The sequence below is a fragment of the Nonomuraea sp. NPDC003214 genome (genome assembly GCF_053590035.1).
In genome coordinates this window covers 45581-62896 of the sequence record NZ_JBSFSX010000029.1, presented here as the reverse complement: position 1 = coordinate 62896, position 17316 = coordinate 45581, and the positions used below count along the sequence as shown (strand labels likewise).

Genomic DNA, 17316 nt, shown 5'->3' with positions numbered 1-17316 from the left:
AGCACGTCGGTGAACCAGAGCCGGATGAACCGGATGTCGCGTTCCTCAAGGGTGCGGAGCACGAACTCCTGCTGGCGGTCCACGGCGTCCCCTCGGTCGTAGAGCTGCTACGGGTGTCGTAACAGCTTGCCGTGCCCGTGTTTCGCCCACGTTACGTGCAATTCGCGCCACGCCCACGGTTCATGCGCTCGCACGCGGCATTACAACCGGCGGGCCGATGTGTGCCACGCTCGATGCAGAGGGGGGCAATCCGCCCCAAAAGCGACAAGTAGTTAGGTATGCGAATGAGTCACGTCGTCAGGACGTACTGGTATGAGACCGCTCCCGGCACGAAGATCGCCCGGAGCGTGCCCGGCGCCGACAGCCACCGGAAGGTGGCGGGCCGGGTGTACCTCATGAAGGGGGAGGAGGTCAGGCAGATGGTTCCGGCCGGGTCGCGCTGGGGCTGCACCGAGGTGTCGGAGACCATCCGGTAGGCGCGATCTTGAGCTGGTGGCAGGGGGAGCCCATCTCCCCCTGCAGGTTCGCGGTCCCGGGTTCCCGCCCGGCGGTGAGCCTGCGCAGACTCGGTGCCGGAGGAGAGGTCCCGCCGTCGGGCGACGACCGGCGATCAACCCGGTCGCTCCTCGCTCTGAGGTACGGGAGCGAACCTAGCACGGCCGCGTTCCCGAGATCTTGGGCCTAACTTCCGTTAACATACCTTATCGAAAGTTAGACACATGATGATCGCACGCCCGCCCTAACGTCTACCGGAAGGTCAGGAGGGCCACACCATCGTGACAACCCCTACCGTCGTCGACCTCATCAGTCCCGGCGCCAGCCGCGACGAGATCATCGCCCACCTCGACGCCGACCCCGCGTGGCAACGACGCCCGGAGCCGGAAACCACTCACCACACGTGGCACCTCCAGCTTCCTCCCACCGACCCCTACAGCTCCGCCTACTCCGGGCCCACACCCGCGCAGAGCGTCACCGTCCGCCTCCCCGCGGGCGACTGGTATGAGCGTCTCGGTGCGCACTACCTGACCGCCGAATGCGCCAAGGCCGCCCGCACCATCAACGCCGTCGCCCTGCGGATGTGGCCCTTCGACGATGAGGAGATCGTCGACCGGATCGTGGCCGCCTACCAGGCTCTCGATCCCGGCCACCCCGCCGCCCTCATCCTCTCCGGGCGGGCGGAGGACGACTCCGCATGAGCAACCCCTCAGCCACGCCATGCCCGACATGGTGCACGACCGACCTGTGGCAGCTCCGCGTGGTGGACGGAAAAGCCATGAGGGTGGACCCTACGTGGCCACCGATGCCGGCACCCGCCGCGCTCGCCGAGTTGAAGCAGGAGCCATGACCCCTCTCGACACGCCCCTCGACATCCCCGACGGTGACGCGCTCGCCGAGCTGCTTCGCCCGCACGCCACGGACGTGACAGTCCACCGCCACGGCGGGCGGCCGGTGTGCGTGGTCGCCGAGCTCCGCCAGGACCAGGAGCTGACCAACCCGCCGAACGGGCTGCCCGTCGACGGGCGCTGGTGGCCGGACCTCCACGTGCCGGCAGAGCGGATGCTCGACGCGGTGCGCGCGCTGGCCAGCTCGAGCGAACCGCCCGCCGTCACGATCACGAAGGTGTACTCGGAGGTGAACGCTTTCACGGGCGGCAGCATCGCCTTCTACCTGTGGCCGTGGGACGACGACCTGGACGAGCCGGTGTCGGATGGCACCATGCCGTGCCCGATGCCCTCCCCGTCCGGGCAGCCGTGCAGTAAGCGCATCCCGAAGGGGTGGACGGCACGTGATGGCCACGGCGGCGGCCACTTCTGGGCCAGCCCACAGGTGCAGGCCATCTTCGACGGCGGCCACTACGACGCGAGCGCGGCCCTGGCTGGCCTGCCGTTCGAAGGCCACCTACCCGCCGACTGCCGCCCCGGCTGTCCGAATTGGGCGGCCGATGAGTAAGCGCGACGGAACCACCCCAGGCTGCCCCGGCAGGACCCCGCGCGAGAACACCGCCGTCGCTATCCGCCCGGGGCAGGTGGCCGCGACGTGCGATCTGTGCGGCAGAGACCTCCTGGTCCTCACGTCCAGGGGGAGACTGCCCGCGCACAAGCCGCCCGGAAGCGGCCAGCGGACGACCATCACGTTCCCCCGCGAGGAGGTCGGCGCTCTCCGGAGACTGGTCGACGCCTACATCCGCACCGAGACCACCGACCCGGACCTGCCCCTGCTGCGCCGGGCGTTGGACCGGCTCACCAGCAAGGACGTCATCCCTGAAGCCGACGCGCCCGACCGCGAGGAGCGGATACGGCGGACAGCGGACCTACCTCTGGAAGAGACGACCGTCGAATGAGCACCGCCGAGCACCTGCCCGCCGTACGTGAGTCCGATGCCCTGGTCGGGCTCACGCCCGAGGCCGCCGAGCTGGTCGCCGCGGCGCAGGCCCGACGTGACGGCACCTACACCGACGAGGCCGCCGACCTCATCTCGCGCGGCCTGGCCGACAACACCAAGACCGCGTACCGGCGGATCGCCGGCGAGTTCGAGCAGTGGTGCCAGGCGACCGGCCGGACCGCGCTGCCCGCCACAGAGGCGACGCTGGCCAGCTACGTCGCCTACCTGGCCACCACCCCGACCCGGCCGAGCTCGAAGGGCACCAAACCGGCCGGGCCGCGCTCGCCGAGCAGCATCGACCAGGCGATCGCCTGCATCCTGTCGATGCACGATCACGCCGGCGTGGCCAAGCCGGGCACCAAGGCGGCGCGGCTCGCGCTGCGCGCCTACCGCAAGCAGCGCGCCCAGGCCGGGCACCGCAAGCGCAAGGCGCCGCCCATCACGCTGCCGATTCTCCGCCAGATGATCGCCGCGCTCCCCGCCGACACCCCGAAGGGCATCCGTGACCGTGCCCTCCTGGTGCTCGCCTTCTCCTTGATGGGCCGCCGCTCGGAGCTGGCCGCGCTCGACATCATCGACGTCGTTTTCACCGACGACGGCCTGGACGTGTACGTCGCCATGTCCAAGACCGACCAGGACGCGGTGGGCGAGGTGATCCCGATCCCGTACGGCACCCACAAGGAGACGTGCCCCGTCCGTACCGTCCGGGCCTGGCTCGACCTCCTCGCCGAGCACGGCGTCACCACCGGCGCGCTGCTGCGCCCCATCGACAGGAACGGTCGCATCGGCGGCGCCACCTACGAAGACGGTCGCCGCGCCGCGCGCGGCACCGGCGAACGTATGACCGGCCACGGCATCAACTACCGGGTTAAGCAGGCCGCTGTCGCTGCCGGGCTCGACAACGCCGGTGCCTACTCCGCCCACGGGCTGCGCGCCGGCGGCGCGACCGCCTCGGCCAAGGCCGGAGCGCCGATGTCCGCGATCGCCCGGCACGGCCGGTGGGTGGAGGGCTCCCCCATCGTGGCCGGGTACATCCGCCAGGTCGACCGCTGGTCGGAGAACCCGATGCGCGGCGTCGGCCTGTAGATCTTCCGCACTATGCGGCCCCCGGCACCTGCTGGGGGCCGTTCGTGTTTCCGCAGGTCAAAAGGTTCGGCGTACCTTGTCGCGGGGCCGCCCAGGGGGCCGCTTCCCATCCTACTAAATAAGCTGTATTATAGAGACCAACGCGGAAGCATCGCGGCCCTAACTTTCACCCTTGATCGGAGCCTGCCATGACCACCGAGCGCGACTGCGAAATCTTCGACGGCATCACCGAAGCCCCCTGCACGCGGTCGGCCGAGGAAACCGTGACGGCCGTGTGCGAGGACGGACACACCGCGAGCAAGCGGGCCTGCGGCCGCCACGCTCACCACCTCCGCATCGGGCGGATGGGCTGCCGGGCCTGCGCCGAGACCGGCCGCAGCTCCCTCATGACCATCACGTCCGCCTGACAGCCGCCCCCCATCCGCCGCCCCTGCCGCCGGGGCGGCGGCCCGAACGGAGCACCATGAGCACCGGCATGATCGTCTTTTCCTACCGCATCCACGACGATTACCCCTGCTACGAGATCCGCCAGCGCCAGGAGCTGACCCCCCAGCACCTCACCGACCGGCTCACCGCCGCCCTCGACCAGCTCCGAGACGGCGAGGCCGACCCCAAGATCACCTGGCACATGATGAACGCCCTCGCCACCGCCTACGCCGACCACGGCCTGCCGACCGGCCCAAACGCCCCTGCCCTGCTCGACGAACTGCGCGCCCTCTGCGTCACCCCGACCCCGTAACTACGCCCGGGGCCCGGCCACGAGCCGGGCCCCCTTCTCCCCGGAGACCCACGTGAGCATCCCCGCAGACCGGCCGCCGGTGACCATCCACCTCACCCTGGACGGCGAGGAGCAGGCCGTCCTGCGCAACGTGTTCACCTCAGCCCTCTACGCGGCAGCCGACGACCATGACGAAACCGCCTACACCGACCGCATCCACCTCATGCGCCGCTTCAAGCAGTTCGTGCCCGACCTCGACCCCTACGTGTGACACCCCGGCCCGGCACACGCCGGGCCGCCCCACCCCTGATGCGAGGAGCCCCCATGTCGCACTGCACCTGCAACCCGCTCGACGAGCACCACGACGACTGCCCCGGCTGCCTACCCGCCGAGCCGGGCACTGTCGAGATCGCCGTCCGCTACACCGTGCCCGCGCCCGACCAGGTCGACGGCACCGAGCTGGTCACCTTCTACGAGGGCACCAACGACGACGACGCGCCCCTCACCGTTGCCGAAGCCGCCGACTACGCCGAACGGCTCCGCCAGTGGCGGGCCGATCAGCCGGGCCTCCCTGCCGACGCCACGGTGGTCCACCGCGTCATCCCCGACTGGACGCCCGGCCCGCCTCCCCCGCCCGTCGACCGGATCACGCTGCTCCCGGCCGATGCCGACCGCGCCACCATCGTCGCCCACCTCGACGCGCACCCCGACTGGGAACTAGCCGACAGGACCGGCGGCTACTACATCACCTACCGGCTCAGCACCGCCGCGTCCCTGGCCGCCACCGGCCGCGAGAGCTTCAAAGTCTCGTTCGCCGCCCACGGCGACAACGCGGCCCTGCGCGCCGACGCCGTCTTCCGGATCAACGCGATCGCGTTCAACCTCGACCCCGTTGTACTCAACCTCAGCGACCACGCGCGCGAGGACATCATGGGCCGCCTGACCGCGATCTACCGGCTGGCCGAGCCCGGCAGCCCCATCGCGCTCATCGCCTCCGGACAGCTCGAACCCGAATGACCGCCAGCAGCCGGACCTTCACCCCCACTGGAAGGAGCACCACCGTGGAACGGAGCAGCCTCGCCGCCCTCATCGAGACGGCCGCGCTCCCCGCCGACCAGGAGATCAAGACGCTGCCCGGCATCACCTGGCACGTCACCCGCCCCCTCGCCCAAGCACGCCCGCCCATCCTCACCATCGGCGACCTCACCGGCGCCCGCGACGAGGAACTGCTGGAGGTGTCCGGGTTCGGGCAGCGCCGCCTCGACGCGCTCAAGACCGCGATCGCCACCGCCAAGACCACCGCCGACCGGATCTACTGACCACCCGCCGGCGCCACGCCACCCCGCAGCGCGGCGCCACCACCCGGAAGGGAACCTCCCTGTGCCTCAGCCGACCGCGTACGAGATCTTCGCGGGGATCGTCCAGGCCGCCGAAGCGTTCGTCGAACAGCAGCACAAGGAGCGCGAGGAGTTCCTCGCCTCCCCCGAGCAGGTCGCCCAGCGCGCCGCCACCAAGGAGCGCCGCTCCGCCGGCGCGCGACGAGGGTGGGAGAAACGCCGCGCCGCCGCCCAGGCCCGCCAGGCCGAGGAGCGCCGCCTCGACGACATCGCCGAGCGGGAGATCGCCGCCCGGCAAGGCGGCCCCGCGTGCGAAGCGTGGGACTCCCCAGGCCCGCCCTACCCCGACGAGATCCCCTGCTCCCTACCGGCGGGACACGGCCCCTCCCACGAGAACGTCACCTACGGACTCACCTGGGACGAAGACCAGTAACCACCAGCCCCGACCAGGGAGAACCATGAACCTCGTAACCGAACAGGCCCTGAACATCCTTACCCAATCCATGGAGATGCGCCCCCTCCAGCGGCTCGGCGCCTGGCGGCAGGCCCTGGACCTCGTACGCGCGGAGGGATACGCCCTCGGCTACCAGGCCGCGAACCTGGACCGCGACCTCACCACGCACATGGAAGCCATGGAAGCCGAAAGACACCAGCACGACGAGCTGGAGGACCAGAAGTGAACGACTTCCACGACACAGCCGACCTGCCCACCGACGACATGGTGCAGAACTGGAACGAGGCCAACGACTACACCGACGAGGCGCCGGCAGACAACGACCCCGGCCCGCCCACCGACCTGGACGTGCTGGCGCTCGCCGACACCCTCCGCGCCACGGCGGCCAGCCTCGACGAGCACATCGAACACCGCGCCCACGAGATCGCCGCCCCGCGCATCGCCGCAGCCGAACAGCGCGCGGCCAAGGCCGAACACGACGCCCGCCGCGCCGAGCAGCAGTACGAGCAGCGCCTGGAGGCCCTGCGCCGCGAGCTCGGCCGCCGGCTCGCCAGCCTGGAGAAGCGCGCGGACAAGCTGCACTGGCTGTCCGCCCACCTGCCCGAACCGCTCCGCCAGCTCGTCGGCCCCGTCCCCGCCCACCTGGCCAAGCAGCTCGACCCCGAATGGGTCGCCACCGTCGCCCGCCGCGCCGACCCCGGCTACAACCCCGAGGCCGAAGCCCAGCTCCGCCTCCTCACCGATGCGATCACGATGGTCGTCACCACCAAGTCCGCCGCCCGCCTCCAAACCCGGATGCGCGTCGGATTCTCCACCGCCCAGAGGCTGCTGCAGCAGATGGAAGACCACGGCGTCGTCGGCCCCGAACGCAGCCGCCGCCCCCGCGAAGTCCTCCTCACCCGCGACCAGCTCCCCGCCCTACTCGCCGAACTCGCAGGAGCCCCCACCCCATGACCACCAGCACCAGCGGGAAACCCACCTACTACCGCCGCCGCAACGACGACACCCTGCAACACGAGATCATCGTCCGCTCCCCCAACCACGGCACCCAGTGGGACCTCACCATCACCAGCGACGACACCCCCTTCAACCCCGCCATCACCGTCCACGTCAGCACCGACAGCTTCCCCGCCTACACCCACATCCCCGACTTCTTCCGCCGCCTGGCCGAACGCGCCCCCACCACCCTCGACCAGCTCGCCGCCATCCTCGACGAGCTCGGCATACCCGACGAGACCGCCGCCCGCGAACAGGAACGCGCCCGCACCGCCGCCCTGACCACCCACGACCCCGACGACGGCTGGCCATACCTGTAACCCCGCCCCGCCCCTCAACCTCCCGGTGAAAGGACCCAGAAGACGCCATGACCGAACGCCCCCGCCCCGCTGTCCGCCTCCCCGCCGGCACCACCGCCGAACAAGCCCACCGCGCCACCATGCCCTCCGCCCTCGCAGCGCTCGGCGAAGGACTCTGCCCCGCCTGCGCCGCCGACCTCCAACCAGCAGAAGGCGACTCCCACAGCGAGCCCACCGGCCGGCCCTGGCTCCACTGCCCCGCCTGCGCCTGCTACTGGCAGGCCGACCACGACAAGTCCGAAGTCACCTGGGAAGCCGCATGGTTCTGGGCAGGCATAGACCCCTTCAACCCCTGACCACCACCCCCGTGACCCCGCCCCCGGGGCGTTTTGCGAGGCTCTTACGCGCGCACGCGCGAGGCCGGCCTCCTTCGGGTGTGCGGTGTCGGCCCCGGCCTGCTGTGTCAGGTCGGGGCCTGCGCGTATCGTCGGGAGGGTGCGCTATCTGGTGGGGCCGGATGGGTTGCGCGTGGAGCCGGTGAGGTTGACCCGGGGCAGCGCGCACTGGCTGTTCGCGCGGATGCGGGAGCCTGACGCCCGGGAGGGTGAGATCTGGTACAAGGTCACCCGGGATGGGCACGCGGTCGACGTGCCCGGCTACTACCAGCTGCACGAGCTGGAGCAGGTGGTGCCGTTGTCGGAACTGCGTGAGGTCGATGACGGCACGGCGGCGGATGCCGGATGAGCGGTGTGACGCCGCCGCGGGGTTGGTAGCGTCGCGGTCATGCCCCCCTCGAAACGCGCCGTGGCGGCGTGGGACGGTCTGAACGAGCGGCAGCGCGAGTACATGCGGGTCATCTACGAGCACGACCAGGCGGCCGAGAAGCTCTGGAAGGGCGCGTGGGGGCGAGGCGAGACACCGAGGCCGGCGAGTGAGTGGCGGTGGCTGGAGTACGGCAACGTGGGCGGCCTCGCGCAGTTGGGCAAGCTCCAGAGCGCGCTGCAGCGCCGTGGTGTGCGTGACCCGGGCGCCGGATCCACGATGGAGGCGTTGCAGGGGCGGGGGCTGATCGAGACCCGGGAGAAGCCCGCGCTGCTGGGCGGCTACCGGCTCGAGGTGAAGCTGACCACGCTGGGCCGGGCCGCGTGCCGGGCGGGTGGGCTGGACCCCGATCGGGCGCTGGCGCCGGCGCGTGGGCTGCTGTCGGAGGCGCTGTGGGCGATGCTCGTCGACGTGCACGCCGCCGGGTCGCAGGGGCTGCGCGTCAAGTGGGCGAACGGGGCGTGGGAGCGGCTGCTCGGGCGGGAGCCGGACCCGTTCGTGGCCAAGACGCCAGCCGACGGCCGCCCCGACGGCAGCGAGTACGGGCCGTGGCTGCTACGGCTCACCGACACCGGCCGCGCCCACTACGCGGCGAACTGGCGGGAGTACGCGCGGCTCTACCCGGGCGTGAACGCTCCCGGCCCGGACGGCGCCCCGGTGTGGCCCGTCGAGATCGACCGCGAGCTGCGGCGGCTGCGTGAGGCGCCGTGGCCGGCCACGGCGCTGTTGAAGGAGACCCGCGCCGAGCTGGCCCGCCTCGACGAGCAGCCGGGCGGGCAGACGGTGGAGGTGCCGGCGGGCCGGGGCGGGCTGGCGCGGATCGCCGCCAGGAGGAACAAGGCCGCGGCCGCGTACGACATGGCGGTGACGCGGGCCGCTGACCGCTACCGGGCCGTGTTGGAGGAGCAGGCGGCCGAGCTGGTGGAGGCGCGCTGGCAGGGGATCGCCCGGTACGCGGCCGCCGCCACGGCGGTGGTCAACGCCGCGGTGGCGGGCACCAGCCTGACGGCCGCGCTCGAGGAGGATCCGGGGCCGGTGGTGTGGCCGTGGGCGCCGGATGTCCCGGTGACCGGGCTGCCGGAGGTGGACGAGAGCCTGACCCGAGCGCACCCGATGGCCAAGCCCAAGCAGCCGTCGAGGAAGCGCCGCCCGGCGCGAGCCCGCGATGGTGGGGATGGTGCCGGCACGGAGGAGGACAAGGGGACGAGGCTGCTCCGGTACGCGATGGAGCTGGAGGGGCTCGTCGCCGGCGGGAAGCTGCTCCGGCTCCTGATGCGGCAGCCAAGTCCGAGGTAGCCGGTGCCCGGGGCACTGCGCGGGACCTTACCTGGAGGCAAGGTGGCCTTACCCAGAGGTGACGGTTTCTAGCGCGGCCGCACCCGCGTTTCGCTCACGAATTCGATGATCAGAGGGCGTGGACCAGCAGCTATGTGCTTCCACCTGCACAGCCATTAAGCGTGCGCCGGTCGACGCTCTTTCGCAGCAACCGGAAGCGCGTTTCCCTGCGGTCGCTTACCGTTTATCTCGTACCCTTCTCCGCACCCTGGACTGGCCGGTGGACTGCAGTGTCCCCGGTTATCCGGACCGGGCTACCTGATGCGAAAGGTCAGGTGATCGGCGTGGAGAAGGACAGCGCGCTCAAAAACTGGTGGAGGGGCCGCAGGTGGCCGGCCCCCCAGGAGATCGCCCTCGCGGCGATCAACCTGGGGGCCGCGATCCTGCTGCAGATCGGCGGTTGAGTACCCGAGAGTGCCAGCTATCGGGCTCGACCGGCGGTAACAACCTCACCCGGTGACGGGTGCCTCACCTCGGGGCCTCGTAATGCTCCTCATCACGAGGACAGTGCGGGGCCCCACCCTTATGGCCAAGCTCGTAGTGCAACTTGGCATGTACTAAATGACTGTACCCCGCATCTGCACGGGTCGGCACGACGTCCGGACTCGAAAACGTAAGCACTCCTGCAAAGGCTCAGAGAAGTCACCGCGAGGTCAGGTTCCGAGGTGTGACCAGCGCAAGTCACCGTGCTGGCGTCGCATCTTCCGCCTGCCCTGCGGGTCTACCAGCGGCAATGTAGCGCCAGCACGTTGCGCGGGAACCGTCCACTTTCCCTCTCCCTACCCGTGCTGCGTGACGACCGGATCCGCGCCGCCGGGGCGGGACGCGCCTCCTAGGCGGCGTGTGGGCTGCCCGTCGACGGGGCCCGTGCGGTGTGCCACGCCGTCACGGCCGCGCTCACGATCTCCCCCGCCCGCTCCCGCTCCCGGTCGCCGTGCACGCGCCGGCGGGCAAGCTTGGCCAGACTGTCGGCGGCCTCGTTCAACGGGTGCCCGGTATGGCCGATCACGTGCTTGGCCCACAGGTCCGGGAACGCGGCCACCTGCTCGGCGAGCACGACCAAGCGCGGGCGACCCGTCCGTGGCAGGGCCAGGTAGCCGGGCGGCATCATGCCGACGTTCCCTCTACGCCAGGCGCGCAGGTACTTCAGCGCTTTCCTGCTGTCGGTCAGGAGCACGATCTCGCTGGCGTCCTGCCCGAGCGTGGCCACCGCCAGAGCGACCGCGCGCAGCTCGGTCACCAGCGTGCTGACCCGGTCGCGGATGGTGTGGTAGCCGCTGATCGGCTGGTAGTCCATCCCCCACCGGCCGTCGCTGGTGAGGAACGCCATCCCGGAGTGGAAGCTCTTGCAGGAGCCGTCCGTGGCGACAACCAGCCGCTCACCGGCCGGCGCAGCGGGGGCGGCGGTGGGGCGGTCGGCCTGCTCGAGGATCGCCACGATGCAGGACGGGGGCACGTGCTCGGCGGCGGCGTGCTGTTCGGCCAGGGCGAGCATGCCGGCGGCGGCGCCGAGGTCGTCGACGAACGCGGCGTCCAGGGCGAGCCACACCGCTTCACGCGCCTGGTCGCAGGCCGGGCAGGTGCGGGGCCTGCTGGTGGCGTAGTCACGCAACGCTTCAGCGCGGGCCTGCAGGTGCTCGGGGAGGGCGTTGACGCAGGCTGAGAACGTCTCAGGGGTCCGGTTCACGGGCCGGGACTGTAGGGACAAATCGGCTTAACGTCCCCGGGCCGGGAGCCGCCAGGACGTTAGCGCGGGAATCGTCTACCTTCCCTCTCCCCTACCCGTGGAGAGGTCCCCCCTCTGATGCCTCACATCGTGGACTGGGTCGCGCTCGTGTTCAGCGTGGCCGCCCTGCTCGTCGCCCTGACCGTCATGCGTCGCGCTGGCCGCAGAGCCGCGGCCAGCGCGGAGCTGTCCGCCCGCCAGGCCGAGTCACACGCCCGCATGGCCGACCTGCTCGCCGACCACGCCGAGCACCACGCCGTCGTGTCCGGCATCGCCGCCCAGCGTCTTCTGGAGGAAGGAGCCGGCCGTGGCCGTTGACGCGATCGCCGCCTGGCGCGCCCAGCTCGACCACGCGGAGAAGGTGGCCAGGAAGAGACTGGCCATCTACGACAGCGCGGGAATGGGCGCATCCGCCATCGACGAGGATGCCCGACTGATACTTCGCCTGGTGGCCGGCCACCGGCGGCTGCTGGAAGAACTCCAGGGCGCGGCCCGCAGCGACGAGATCACGTTCGTCGAGCAGCGTCCCGCGCCGCCGGAGCTGCCCCACCCTTCGCTGCTGCCAGGGTTGAGGCGGGCCGCCGAGCTCGTCTCCGAGCTGCTCACCACCCCGGAGCGGAGCGTCCGGGCGTGGCTGGACCAGGCCGCCGACCAGTGGGAGAAGGGCGGCCCCACACCATCAGCTCACCCGCTGGTGGCGTCGCTGTTCCTGTCGCTGGATGTCCCTCGCCGGTACGAGTTCGAGCGCGGGGTGCTGGAGGAGCCGCAGGACGTCACCGTGGTGTTCACCGCGACCCTGGACGACGAAACCAGGGTGGAGGTCCGCCGGCAGGTGCGGATGCAGGTGGTGCCGTCGTGAGCGGGTTCGTGCAGCACGGTGACGGCAACGTCTGCCCCGTCGCAGCCCTTGGGCCCGGCGAGGTTCCCGGCGTGCTGCCGGTCGAGCTCGACTGGGATGCCCCGGCCCCGAAGCCTGGCCAGCCGATCGTGGGCGTGTGCCGGAACTGCGGCCGCCGCGGCATCGTCATCCAGCCGCTGCCCGTCGACCCCGGCCAGGCCGACCTCGCCGACCGGTTCGCGTCCTGGCTCGGCAAGTCGATCGGCTGGCAGCTCGACGTCCACGACCAGGGCGCGCCGCTGCACAAGGAGCTGTTCGACCTGCACGCCCGCGTCGAGGCGGTGGTGCTCGAAGGACGCCCCGGCGGCATACCGAAGACGGTGCAGCAGTGCCGGGAGTGCGGGGGCGACGGGTGGCCGTGCCGGACCCTGCGCGTCCTGGGCACCTGGCACAAGGGGTCCGAGCCGGGCTGGGACGAGCGGTGGTCGGCGTGACCGGGATCATCCTCGGGCCCGGCCGGCTGTATCTCGCCCCGGTGGGCACCAGCCCCGGCGACGTCGACGCCTGGAAGCCGATCGGCACCGTCGACGACATCACGCTCACCCTCGACCCGGGCTCGGCCGTGCCGGTGCGGCCGGGCGCGCTGCCGCCCATCACCTTCACGATGCCGAACGGGATGGTGCGGGTCGGGTGGAAGGGCCACCTGCTCGCGTACAGGCGGCGGCACCCGGGCCAGCAGCACGCCAAGGCCCTGTACCGGCGGCGTGCGCGCCGTCGCGGGAGGCGATGACCCATGGGGATCTCCCTGCCCCTCACACCGCCCACGCCGCCCACGACGCCCGTGATCCCGGCCCTGCAGCCACTTCCCCAGCCCGGCGCCGCTCCACCCGCGCCGGTCAGCCTGGCCGCGATGGTCGAGCGCGGCCTGCCCGACACGATGATCGACGTCGCCTACATGGCCAGCCTCATCGAACCGAAGGTGTGGGCGCACGCCCTGCTCATGGACGTGCTCTACGGCCCGTTCTCGTCCACCGACTGGATGGTGTGGGCCGGGGGCGTCGTCCAGGTCATCCGCACCCACCCGCCGCGCCTGTATCCGGCGCCGCCCCCTGCCGGCCCGGTACGGATCCGCGCCGGCCTACTCACATCCCCCTGGAGGAACACGAACGTGACCAGCAGCAGCGGCGGCCAGGCCGCCAGCCCCGACCACGCCGCGCAGGACATGCTGGCCCTGCTGGGCGCCGTCCAGGAAGGCATGGCTGCCCGGCGGGCTGAGGTGAGGGGCGTCCTCGACCGGCTGCACCAGGACGGGCTGGATCTCGACCCGCTCGTGGCCGCCGCCTCGTCCGTGATCATGGGCCGGTTGCACGACCACCCCGTCCTGAAGAAGGTGCGCGAGCGGCGCACCGCCGCGCGCGAGCTGTGGGTGGGCGACGTCGGCGACGCCGCCCGCCAGACCATCACCCTCGACGACGCCCGCGCCCTGCACGCCCATTTCGAGGAGCTACGCGCCCGGCACCACGACGGGTGGAAGGTGCCACCCCTCGGCCTGATCGTGCCCGGCCGGCACTGGCTGACCGTGTACGGGGTCCAGGTCGTGATCGAGGACCGGGCGCCCGTGCTCGGCAAGTACGAGCCCCGGCCGGGCCCTGGCCGGGTCAGGAGCCTGGGGGAGATCGCGCGGGAGATGCTGCCCGCCGGCACCAGACTCGACCGCAAGTGCCGCATGCACGTCCTCGCGGCCCCGCGCCAGGGCAGGCTGGTGGAGAAGGCCAAGGAGTGGGTCGCGAAGGCGCTCGACGCGCCGCACTACATCGCGGTCCTGTCGGCCGAGGACCTGCCCGAGTGCGAGTATCCGCCGTCGCCGTGGTCCGACGAGCCGGGCTGGCTGGAGGTGTACGGGTTCACCGCCGCGGCGATCCCCGCCAGCACGCCGTTCATCGTCTACCGGCCCGGCCCCGGCCTGTCGGCGGGCTGGCTGCACCCCGACCGGGAAGGCGAATGGCACGAGCGCGGCCACATCCACGACCTGGCGCACCTGGGCGGCGTCGGCCCCTTCTCCTGGAGCCCGCTGGACGCGCAGGTCGAGGTGCGGGCGCTGACCGCGCGGGCCACCGGCCGGGTCGAGATCCGCGACGGCCAGGCCGCCGAGGTGTTCGAGGTGACCTGGTGACCCCCGACCGGCAGTTCACGGTGATCTGCGCCCACGACCAGCGCGAAGCCGTCAGGATCCGGCGCCGCTACGGCTTGCCCAGCAACAGCGGCCGCGTCGTGGTCGCCTGCAACATCGACCAGCTCCACCGCGACCTGCGCGGGGCGGAGTCCGCCCGAGTGATCGAGACGAGCGGTTTCCACGACCGGGCCGACGCGCTCCGCATCCGCCGGGACCTGTTCTTGTCCGGGATCGACTTCGGGGACTGGCCGAAGCCGGGAGTGACGCTGGTCGACCAGGTGGGTGGTAACGGCCTGCGCGGGCTCGACGCGATCGCCGCGGCGGCCGCGCCCGCCGGCACCCGGCCCGCCGCCCACACCGTCCAGGTGGCGACGCGCGGGATCTGGTCCGACCCGCCCGTGTGGCAGACCCTGCGCCGAGAGCAGGCGTTGATCGCCGGGCAGCCGCACATGCTGCTCCTGCTCGACGCGGAGGACCTGCTCGACCACGAGCTTATCGGCTGGCCCGCGCACGCTATCGCGCGCCCGGGTGGGTGGCGGGTGCTGTACACGGTCACCCTGCGCGCGATCCCGGGCGCGGTGCCGTACGTGGTGTTGCGGCCGTCGCCGCTGCTCCCGGACGGGTGGCTGCCCGCCAGCCTGGACGGGGCGTGGCAGGTACGGCCGAACGACGCGAAGCCCGTCACGGTCGCCCGCGCCGGCCATGCGTTGAAGTTCCCGGCCGAGTGCGGGCGGGCGTGGCCGACCGGCCGCCTGGAGGCGCGTAAGCCCGTCCTGATCGAGGGCGGCGAGGCGGATGGGTGGGAGCTGGCCGAGGTGTGGGAGGTGGAAGCGTGACCACACCAGCGGAGGCGCGGGCTCGGCTCGCCGAGCAGGTCGACCTGCTCGAAACCGTGTATGAGGCCACCCGGCGCCGGTTGATCGACGAGGCCACCCGGGACCCGTTCGCGGCCATGTCCCCGGAGGAGATGTGCGACAGCAACGGCCGTCCAGTGCTGCTGGACGCGCTGACCGCGATCGTCAACGCCCGCACGGCCCTCGCCCAGCATCCGGGATGGACGCCCGCCTACAACGTGTACGCGCCGCCGCAGGGCGTGCGCGGCCGCCGCCTACCGGCTGGCGCGCCGGAGAAGGTCGTGTGGGAGGGGACGGCGCGGCTGGAGTCGCGTGAGGGTGACCCCCGCGTGGTGCGGCACGTCCACGCGACCATCTTCGAGCAGGAGGTGCGAGAGCCGCGGATCGGGGACAGCCACCGCGTGTGGGCGGAATCCGCTCTACCGCGCGTCCTGCTCACCCCTGCCCGGGACGAGGCCGGCGACGTGGACCGGAGCATCCCGGCATTCCGACCGTACATGCCGGGCCCGCTGGGAGAGGTGGGCCCGGGGCAGGAATGGATCCTGCACGCGGGAGAGTTGCGGCTGACCTTGCACCTCGACCGGATAGAGCCCACGCTCAACTCCGGCCGCAGCCTGACCTGGCAGGCGTACATGAACGTCGTCACCTACCAGGATGTGGCGGGCACGTGGTGACCGGCGTGGACTGCGTGACCGTGATCTGCGCCCACGACCACGCCGAAGCGCTGGCCTGCTGGAAAGACCTCGGCCTCGCCGCGGAGAAGGTCGTCATCGCCGACGGTCCCGAGCCGATCCGGGGCATCCGCGCGGTGGAGCTCGTGATCGTGGAGACGTCCCGGTTCTGGCGGCGGCCGGGCGCTGCGGAGATCCGGGATGCGCTGCTGCCGGCCGAGCTGGTGGCGCGCAGCGTGCGCCGGGTCTCGTGGCCGTTCGGGGCCGGCGGGGCGGGCCGTCCGTGGAAACGCGCCCAGCTCGACACGTGGATGGTGCTGGCGGCGGTGCGGGATCACGAGTTCGGGGCGTTCGGGGAGCTGGTGACGGTGTTCCCGATGAAGGTGGTGCTGGCCGCGTTCCGCCGCGAGATAGGGCGGGGGCGGCTGGAGTACGGGGTGGCCGAGCAACGGCCCTGGCTGACGAGTAGGGGGAGAGCATGGCTGGAGATGCATCGGTGAGCGACGAGGCGGCCCGGGTCGTGGCAGAGGACGCGGCCCGCAACCAGAGGACGCTGCTCCGGCTGCGCGGGGTGGAGATCGACGGGCACCGCTACCGGGCCTGCGGGAAGCCGGACTGCGAGCGGGTGGTGCGCGGGAGCAGTGCTCACTGCTGCGGGCCGTGCGCGGACGCGGCCCAGCGTGGCCACGAGGTCGACGAGCACAGTCCGGGGTGTGAGGAGCGGTGGCGGGAACGGGCGCCGCTGGTCGCGGAGGCGCTCAAGGCGAACCGCTGGTAGCGGCCCGGCACCCGTGGTCTGGTCACGGTTGGTGATCGAGGGTGCCGGGATTCCCGGGGCCTACGCCTACGGTGCGTGACCAGGGGACGTAAGCGGCGGTTTACGCCACCATGCCCGGCATGGCCGCTGCCGCATATGACCTGCTGATCGAGCAGGGCACAGACTACGAATGCCGTTTCATCCTCACCCAGGGCGTCGACAAGGAGCCGATCGACCTGACCGGCGCCCAGGTGCGGGCGCAGATCCGCACCAACCACAGCGCGGCCGCGCCGCTGCTGCACGACCTGGCCGCTGCCGGTCACCTGACCATCACCGACGCGGCCGCCGGCATCGCCACCATGCTCATCCCTGGCGCGGTGTCGGCCGCCTGGGAGTGGCGGGTCGGCGTGTGGGATCTGGAGCTCGTCGACGCCGGCGGCAGGCCGCTCAGGCTGCTGCGCGGCGCTGTCCGGGTGTCGCCGGAGGTGACCCGGTGACCGGCCCGAACGTCGAGATCACCGAGCAGGTCACGCACGTGGTGGTGGAGATCGCCGAGCAGGGCGGCGTCGACCTGACCGTAGAGCACGTCGTCACGGCGGTCGACGTCGAGATCGCCGTCCCCGGCATCCAGGGGCCGCCCGGGGAACGCGGCCCGGCCGGGCCCGGCGGTGGCAGCTACCACGTCCACGACCAGCCCACCCCCGCGCTGGTGTGGACCATCGGGCACGAGCTCGGCCGCCGTCCTGCCGCCGTGGCCGTCGAGGACGTCGACGGCCATGAGATTGACGCGGGCGTGCACTGCCCGGACGACCAGACCGTGATCATCACGCTCGGCGCGGCGACCGCCGGCCGAGCACACCTCTCCTAG

At 71.7% G+C, this 17316-nt stretch carries 29 protein-coding genes; 28 read left to right on the top strand and 1 reads right to left on the bottom strand.

The window, feature by feature from the left end; genetic code table 11:
• Positions 1 to 278 precede the first annotated feature (278 nt).
• From ACWDXC_RS43740 to ACWDXC_RS43660, 17 genes are all read left to right on the top strand, one after another.
• Entirely contained in the window at positions 279 to 476 is a 198-nt protein-coding gene (locus ACWDXC_RS43740; RefSeq protein ID WP_449992833.1) for a hypothetical protein, read from the top strand.
• A 300-nt stretch (positions 477 to 776) separates the two neighbouring features.
• Entirely contained in the window at positions 777 to 1196 is a 420-nt protein-coding gene (locus ACWDXC_RS43735) for a hypothetical protein (RefSeq protein WP_449992832.1), read from the top strand.
• A gap of 145 nt (positions 1197 to 1341) precedes the next feature.
• On the top strand, positions 1342 to 1950 hold the full coding sequence (locus ACWDXC_RS43730) for a hypothetical protein (protein WP_449992831.1): 609 nt from the start codon (positions 1342 to 1344) through the stop codon (positions 1948 to 1950).
• Positions 1943 to 2341 (top strand): hypothetical protein, encoded by a 399-nt coding sequence (locus tag ACWDXC_RS43725; RefSeq protein ID WP_449992829.1) that lies wholly within the window; start codon positions 1943 to 1945, stop codon positions 2339 to 2341. Before ACWDXC_RS43730 ends, ACWDXC_RS43725 begins: the two co-directional genes overlap by 8 nt.
• Positions 2338 to 3468 (top strand): site-specific integrase, encoded by a 1131-nt coding sequence (locus tag ACWDXC_RS43720; protein ID WP_449992827.1) that lies wholly within the window; start codon positions 2338 to 2340, stop codon positions 3466 to 3468. Before ACWDXC_RS43725 ends, ACWDXC_RS43720 begins: the two co-directional genes overlap by 4 nt.
• Before the next feature lie 188 nt (positions 3469 to 3656).
• Positions 3657 to 3875, top strand: coding sequence for a hypothetical protein (locus ACWDXC_RS43715; RefSeq protein ID WP_449992825.1), 219 nt, complete (start codon positions 3657 to 3659; stop codon positions 3873 to 3875).
• Between the two features lie 56 nt (positions 3876 to 3931).
• The gene (locus ACWDXC_RS43710; protein WP_449992823.1) at positions 3932 to 4207 is read left to right on the top strand and encodes a hypothetical protein; all 276 of its coding nucleotides are present in this window, start codon (positions 3932 to 3934) and stop codon (positions 4205 to 4207) included.
• A 52-nt stretch (positions 4208 to 4259) separates the two neighbouring features.
• Positions 4260 to 4457, top strand: coding sequence for a hypothetical protein (locus ACWDXC_RS43705; RefSeq protein WP_449992821.1), 198 nt, complete (start codon positions 4260 to 4262; stop codon positions 4455 to 4457).
• A 53-nt stretch (positions 4458 to 4510) separates the two neighbouring features.
• Positions 4511 to 5203 carry a hypothetical protein gene (locus tag ACWDXC_RS43700; RefSeq protein ID WP_449992819.1) on the top strand — a complete coding sequence of 231 codons (693 nt, stop codon included), beginning with the start codon at positions 4511 to 4513 and terminating at the stop codon, positions 5201 to 5203.
• Between the two features lie 44 nt (positions 5204 to 5247).
• Entirely contained in the window at positions 5248 to 5505 is a 258-nt protein-coding gene (locus ACWDXC_RS43695; RefSeq protein ID WP_449992817.1) for a hypothetical protein, read from the top strand.
• Between the two features lie 61 nt (positions 5506 to 5566).
• Entirely contained in the window at positions 5567 to 5956 is a 390-nt protein-coding gene (locus tag ACWDXC_RS43690; protein ID WP_449992815.1) for a hypothetical protein, read from the top strand.
• A gap of 25 nt (positions 5957 to 5981) precedes the next feature.
• Positions 5982 to 6203: a hypothetical protein gene (locus ACWDXC_RS43685; protein WP_449992813.1), complete on the top strand. Its 222-nt coding sequence runs from the start codon at positions 5982 to 5984 to the stop codon at positions 6201 to 6203.
• The gene (locus tag ACWDXC_RS43680; protein ID WP_449992811.1) at positions 6200 to 6931 is read left to right on the top strand and encodes a DNA translocase FtsK; all 732 of its coding nucleotides are present in this window, start codon (positions 6200 to 6202) and stop codon (positions 6929 to 6931) included. Before ACWDXC_RS43685 ends, ACWDXC_RS43680 begins: the two co-directional genes overlap by 4 nt.
• Positions 6928 to 7293: a hypothetical protein gene (locus tag ACWDXC_RS43675; protein WP_449992809.1), complete on the top strand. Its 366-nt coding sequence runs from the start codon at positions 6928 to 6930 to the stop codon at positions 7291 to 7293. The genes ACWDXC_RS43680 and ACWDXC_RS43675 overlap by 4 nt, the downstream gene beginning before the upstream one ends.
• A 47-nt stretch (positions 7294 to 7340) precedes the next feature.
• On the top strand, positions 7341 to 7628 hold the full coding sequence (locus tag ACWDXC_RS43670; protein ID WP_449992807.1) for a hypothetical protein: 288 nt from the start codon (positions 7341 to 7343) through the stop codon (positions 7626 to 7628).
• A gap of 139 nt (positions 7629 to 7767) precedes the next feature.
• Positions 7768 to 8016, top strand: a complete 249-nt coding sequence (locus ACWDXC_RS43665; RefSeq protein ID WP_449992805.1) for a hypothetical protein — start codon at positions 7768 to 7770, stop codon at positions 8014 to 8016.
• 39 nt (positions 8017 to 8055) lie between these two features.
• Positions 8056 to 9390 carry a hypothetical protein gene (locus ACWDXC_RS43660; RefSeq protein ID WP_449992803.1) on the top strand — a complete coding sequence of 445 codons (1335 nt, stop codon included), beginning with the start codon at positions 8056 to 8058 and terminating at the stop codon, positions 9388 to 9390.
• Between the two features lie 871 nt (positions 9391 to 10261).
• On the opposite strand, the gene ACWDXC_RS43655 is transcribed toward ACWDXC_RS43660, so the two are convergent.
• Entirely contained in the window at positions 10262 to 11116 is an 855-nt protein-coding gene (locus ACWDXC_RS43655; RefSeq protein WP_449992801.1) for an RNase H family protein, read from the bottom strand.
• 117 nt (positions 11117 to 11233) lie between these two features.
• Between ACWDXC_RS43655 and ACWDXC_RS43650 the strand changes: the two genes are divergently transcribed.
• The 11 genes from ACWDXC_RS43650 to ACWDXC_RS43600 all read left to right on the top strand — a co-directional run bounded on the left by ACWDXC_RS43650 (position 11234) and on the right by ACWDXC_RS43600 (position 17316).
• On the top strand, positions 11234 to 11473 hold the full coding sequence (locus tag ACWDXC_RS43650; protein WP_449992799.1) for a hypothetical protein: 240 nt from the start codon (positions 11234 to 11236) through the stop codon (positions 11471 to 11473).
• Complete coding sequence (locus tag ACWDXC_RS43645) at positions 11463 to 12014, top strand: hypothetical protein (RefSeq protein WP_449992797.1); 552 nt, start codon at positions 11463 to 11465, stop codon at positions 12012 to 12014. Before ACWDXC_RS43650 ends, ACWDXC_RS43645 begins: the two co-directional genes overlap by 11 nt.
• A complete protein-coding gene (locus ACWDXC_RS43640) occupies positions 12011 to 12487 on the top strand; it encodes a hypothetical protein (RefSeq protein WP_449992795.1) in 477 nt (158 codons plus the stop codon). The genes ACWDXC_RS43645 and ACWDXC_RS43640 overlap by 4 nt, the downstream gene beginning before the upstream one ends.
• Complete coding sequence (locus ACWDXC_RS43635) at positions 12484 to 12783, top strand: hypothetical protein (protein WP_449992793.1); 300 nt, start codon at positions 12484 to 12486, stop codon at positions 12781 to 12783. Before ACWDXC_RS43640 ends, ACWDXC_RS43635 begins: the two co-directional genes overlap by 4 nt.
• Before the next feature lie 3 nt (positions 12784 to 12786).
• The gene (locus ACWDXC_RS43630) at positions 12787 to 14166 is read left to right on the top strand and encodes a hypothetical protein (RefSeq protein ID WP_449992791.1); all 1380 of its coding nucleotides are present in this window, start codon (positions 12787 to 12789) and stop codon (positions 14164 to 14166) included.
• Complete coding sequence (locus ACWDXC_RS43625) at positions 14163 to 15002, top strand: hypothetical protein (protein WP_449992789.1); 840 nt, start codon at positions 14163 to 14165, stop codon at positions 15000 to 15002. Before ACWDXC_RS43630 ends, ACWDXC_RS43625 begins: the two co-directional genes overlap by 4 nt.
• On the top strand, positions 14999 to 15694 hold the full coding sequence (locus tag ACWDXC_RS43620) for a hypothetical protein (RefSeq protein ID WP_449992787.1): 696 nt from the start codon (positions 14999 to 15001) through the stop codon (positions 15692 to 15694). Before ACWDXC_RS43625 ends, ACWDXC_RS43620 begins: the two co-directional genes overlap by 4 nt.
• Before the next feature lie 5 nt (positions 15695 to 15699).
• The gene (locus tag ACWDXC_RS43615) at positions 15700 to 16191 is read left to right on the top strand and encodes a hypothetical protein (protein WP_449992785.1); all 492 of its coding nucleotides are present in this window, start codon (positions 15700 to 15702) and stop codon (positions 16189 to 16191) included.
• On the top strand, positions 16188 to 16469 hold the full coding sequence (locus tag ACWDXC_RS43610; RefSeq protein WP_449992783.1) for a hypothetical protein: 282 nt from the start codon (positions 16188 to 16190) through the stop codon (positions 16467 to 16469). The genes ACWDXC_RS43615 and ACWDXC_RS43610 overlap by 4 nt, the downstream gene beginning before the upstream one ends.
• A gap of 119 nt (positions 16470 to 16588) precedes the next feature.
• The gene (locus ACWDXC_RS43605) at positions 16589 to 16945 is read left to right on the top strand and encodes a hypothetical protein (RefSeq protein WP_449992781.1); all 357 of its coding nucleotides are present in this window, start codon (positions 16589 to 16591) and stop codon (positions 16943 to 16945) included.
• Positions 16942 to 17316, top strand: a complete 375-nt coding sequence (locus tag ACWDXC_RS43600; protein WP_449992779.1) for a hypothetical protein — start codon at positions 16942 to 16944, stop codon at positions 17314 to 17316. The genes ACWDXC_RS43605 and ACWDXC_RS43600 overlap by 4 nt, the downstream gene beginning before the upstream one ends.

What these genes read in the sequence shown, in the direction of transcription:
- ACWDXC_RS43740 (WP_449992833.1), top strand. Translation starts at nt 279, where the DNA reads ATGCGAATGAGTCACGTCGTCAGGACGTACTGGTATGAGACCGCTCCC.
- ACWDXC_RS43730 (WP_449992831.1), top strand. Translation starts at nt 1,342, where the DNA reads ATGACCCCTCTCGACACGCCCCTCGACATCCCCGACGGTGACGCGCTC.
- ACWDXC_RS43725 (WP_449992829.1), top strand. Translation starts at nt 1,943, where the DNA reads ATGAGTAAGCGCGACGGAACCACCCCAGGCTGCCCCGGCAGGACCCCG.
- ACWDXC_RS43720 (WP_449992827.1), top strand. Translation starts at nt 2,338, where the DNA reads ATGAGCACCGCCGAGCACCTGCCCGCCGTACGTGAGTCCGATGCCCTG.
- ACWDXC_RS43715 (WP_449992825.1), top strand. Translation starts at nt 3,657, where the DNA reads ATGACCACCGAGCGCGACTGCGAAATCTTCGACGGCATCACCGAAGCC.
- ACWDXC_RS43710 (WP_449992823.1), top strand. Translation starts at nt 3,932, where the DNA reads ATGAGCACCGGCATGATCGTCTTTTCCTACCGCATCCACGACGATTAC.
- ACWDXC_RS43700 (WP_449992819.1), top strand. Translation starts at nt 4,511, where the DNA reads ATGTCGCACTGCACCTGCAACCCGCTCGACGAGCACCACGACGACTGC.
- ACWDXC_RS43685 (WP_449992813.1), top strand. Translation starts at nt 5,982, where the DNA reads ATGAACCTCGTAACCGAACAGGCCCTGAACATCCTTACCCAATCCATG.
- ACWDXC_RS43675 (WP_449992809.1), top strand. Translation starts at nt 6,928, where the DNA reads ATGACCACCAGCACCAGCGGGAAACCCACCTACTACCGCCGCCGCAAC.
- ACWDXC_RS43670 (WP_449992807.1), top strand. Translation starts at nt 7,341, where the DNA reads ATGACCGAACGCCCCCGCCCCGCTGTCCGCCTCCCCGCCGGCACCACC.
- ACWDXC_RS43660 (WP_449992803.1), top strand. Translation starts at nt 8,056, where the DNA reads ATGCCCCCCTCGAAACGCGCCGTGGCGGCGTGGGACGGTCTGAACGAG.
- ACWDXC_RS43650 (WP_449992799.1), top strand. Translation starts at nt 11,234, where the DNA reads ATGCCTCACATCGTGGACTGGGTCGCGCTCGTGTTCAGCGTGGCCGCC.
- ACWDXC_RS43630 (WP_449992791.1), top strand. Translation starts at nt 12,787, where the DNA reads ATGGGGATCTCCCTGCCCCTCACACCGCCCACGCCGCCCACGACGCCC.
- ACWDXC_RS43605 (WP_449992781.1), top strand. Translation starts at nt 16,589, where the DNA reads ATGGCCGCTGCCGCATATGACCTGCTGATCGAGCAGGGCACAGACTAC.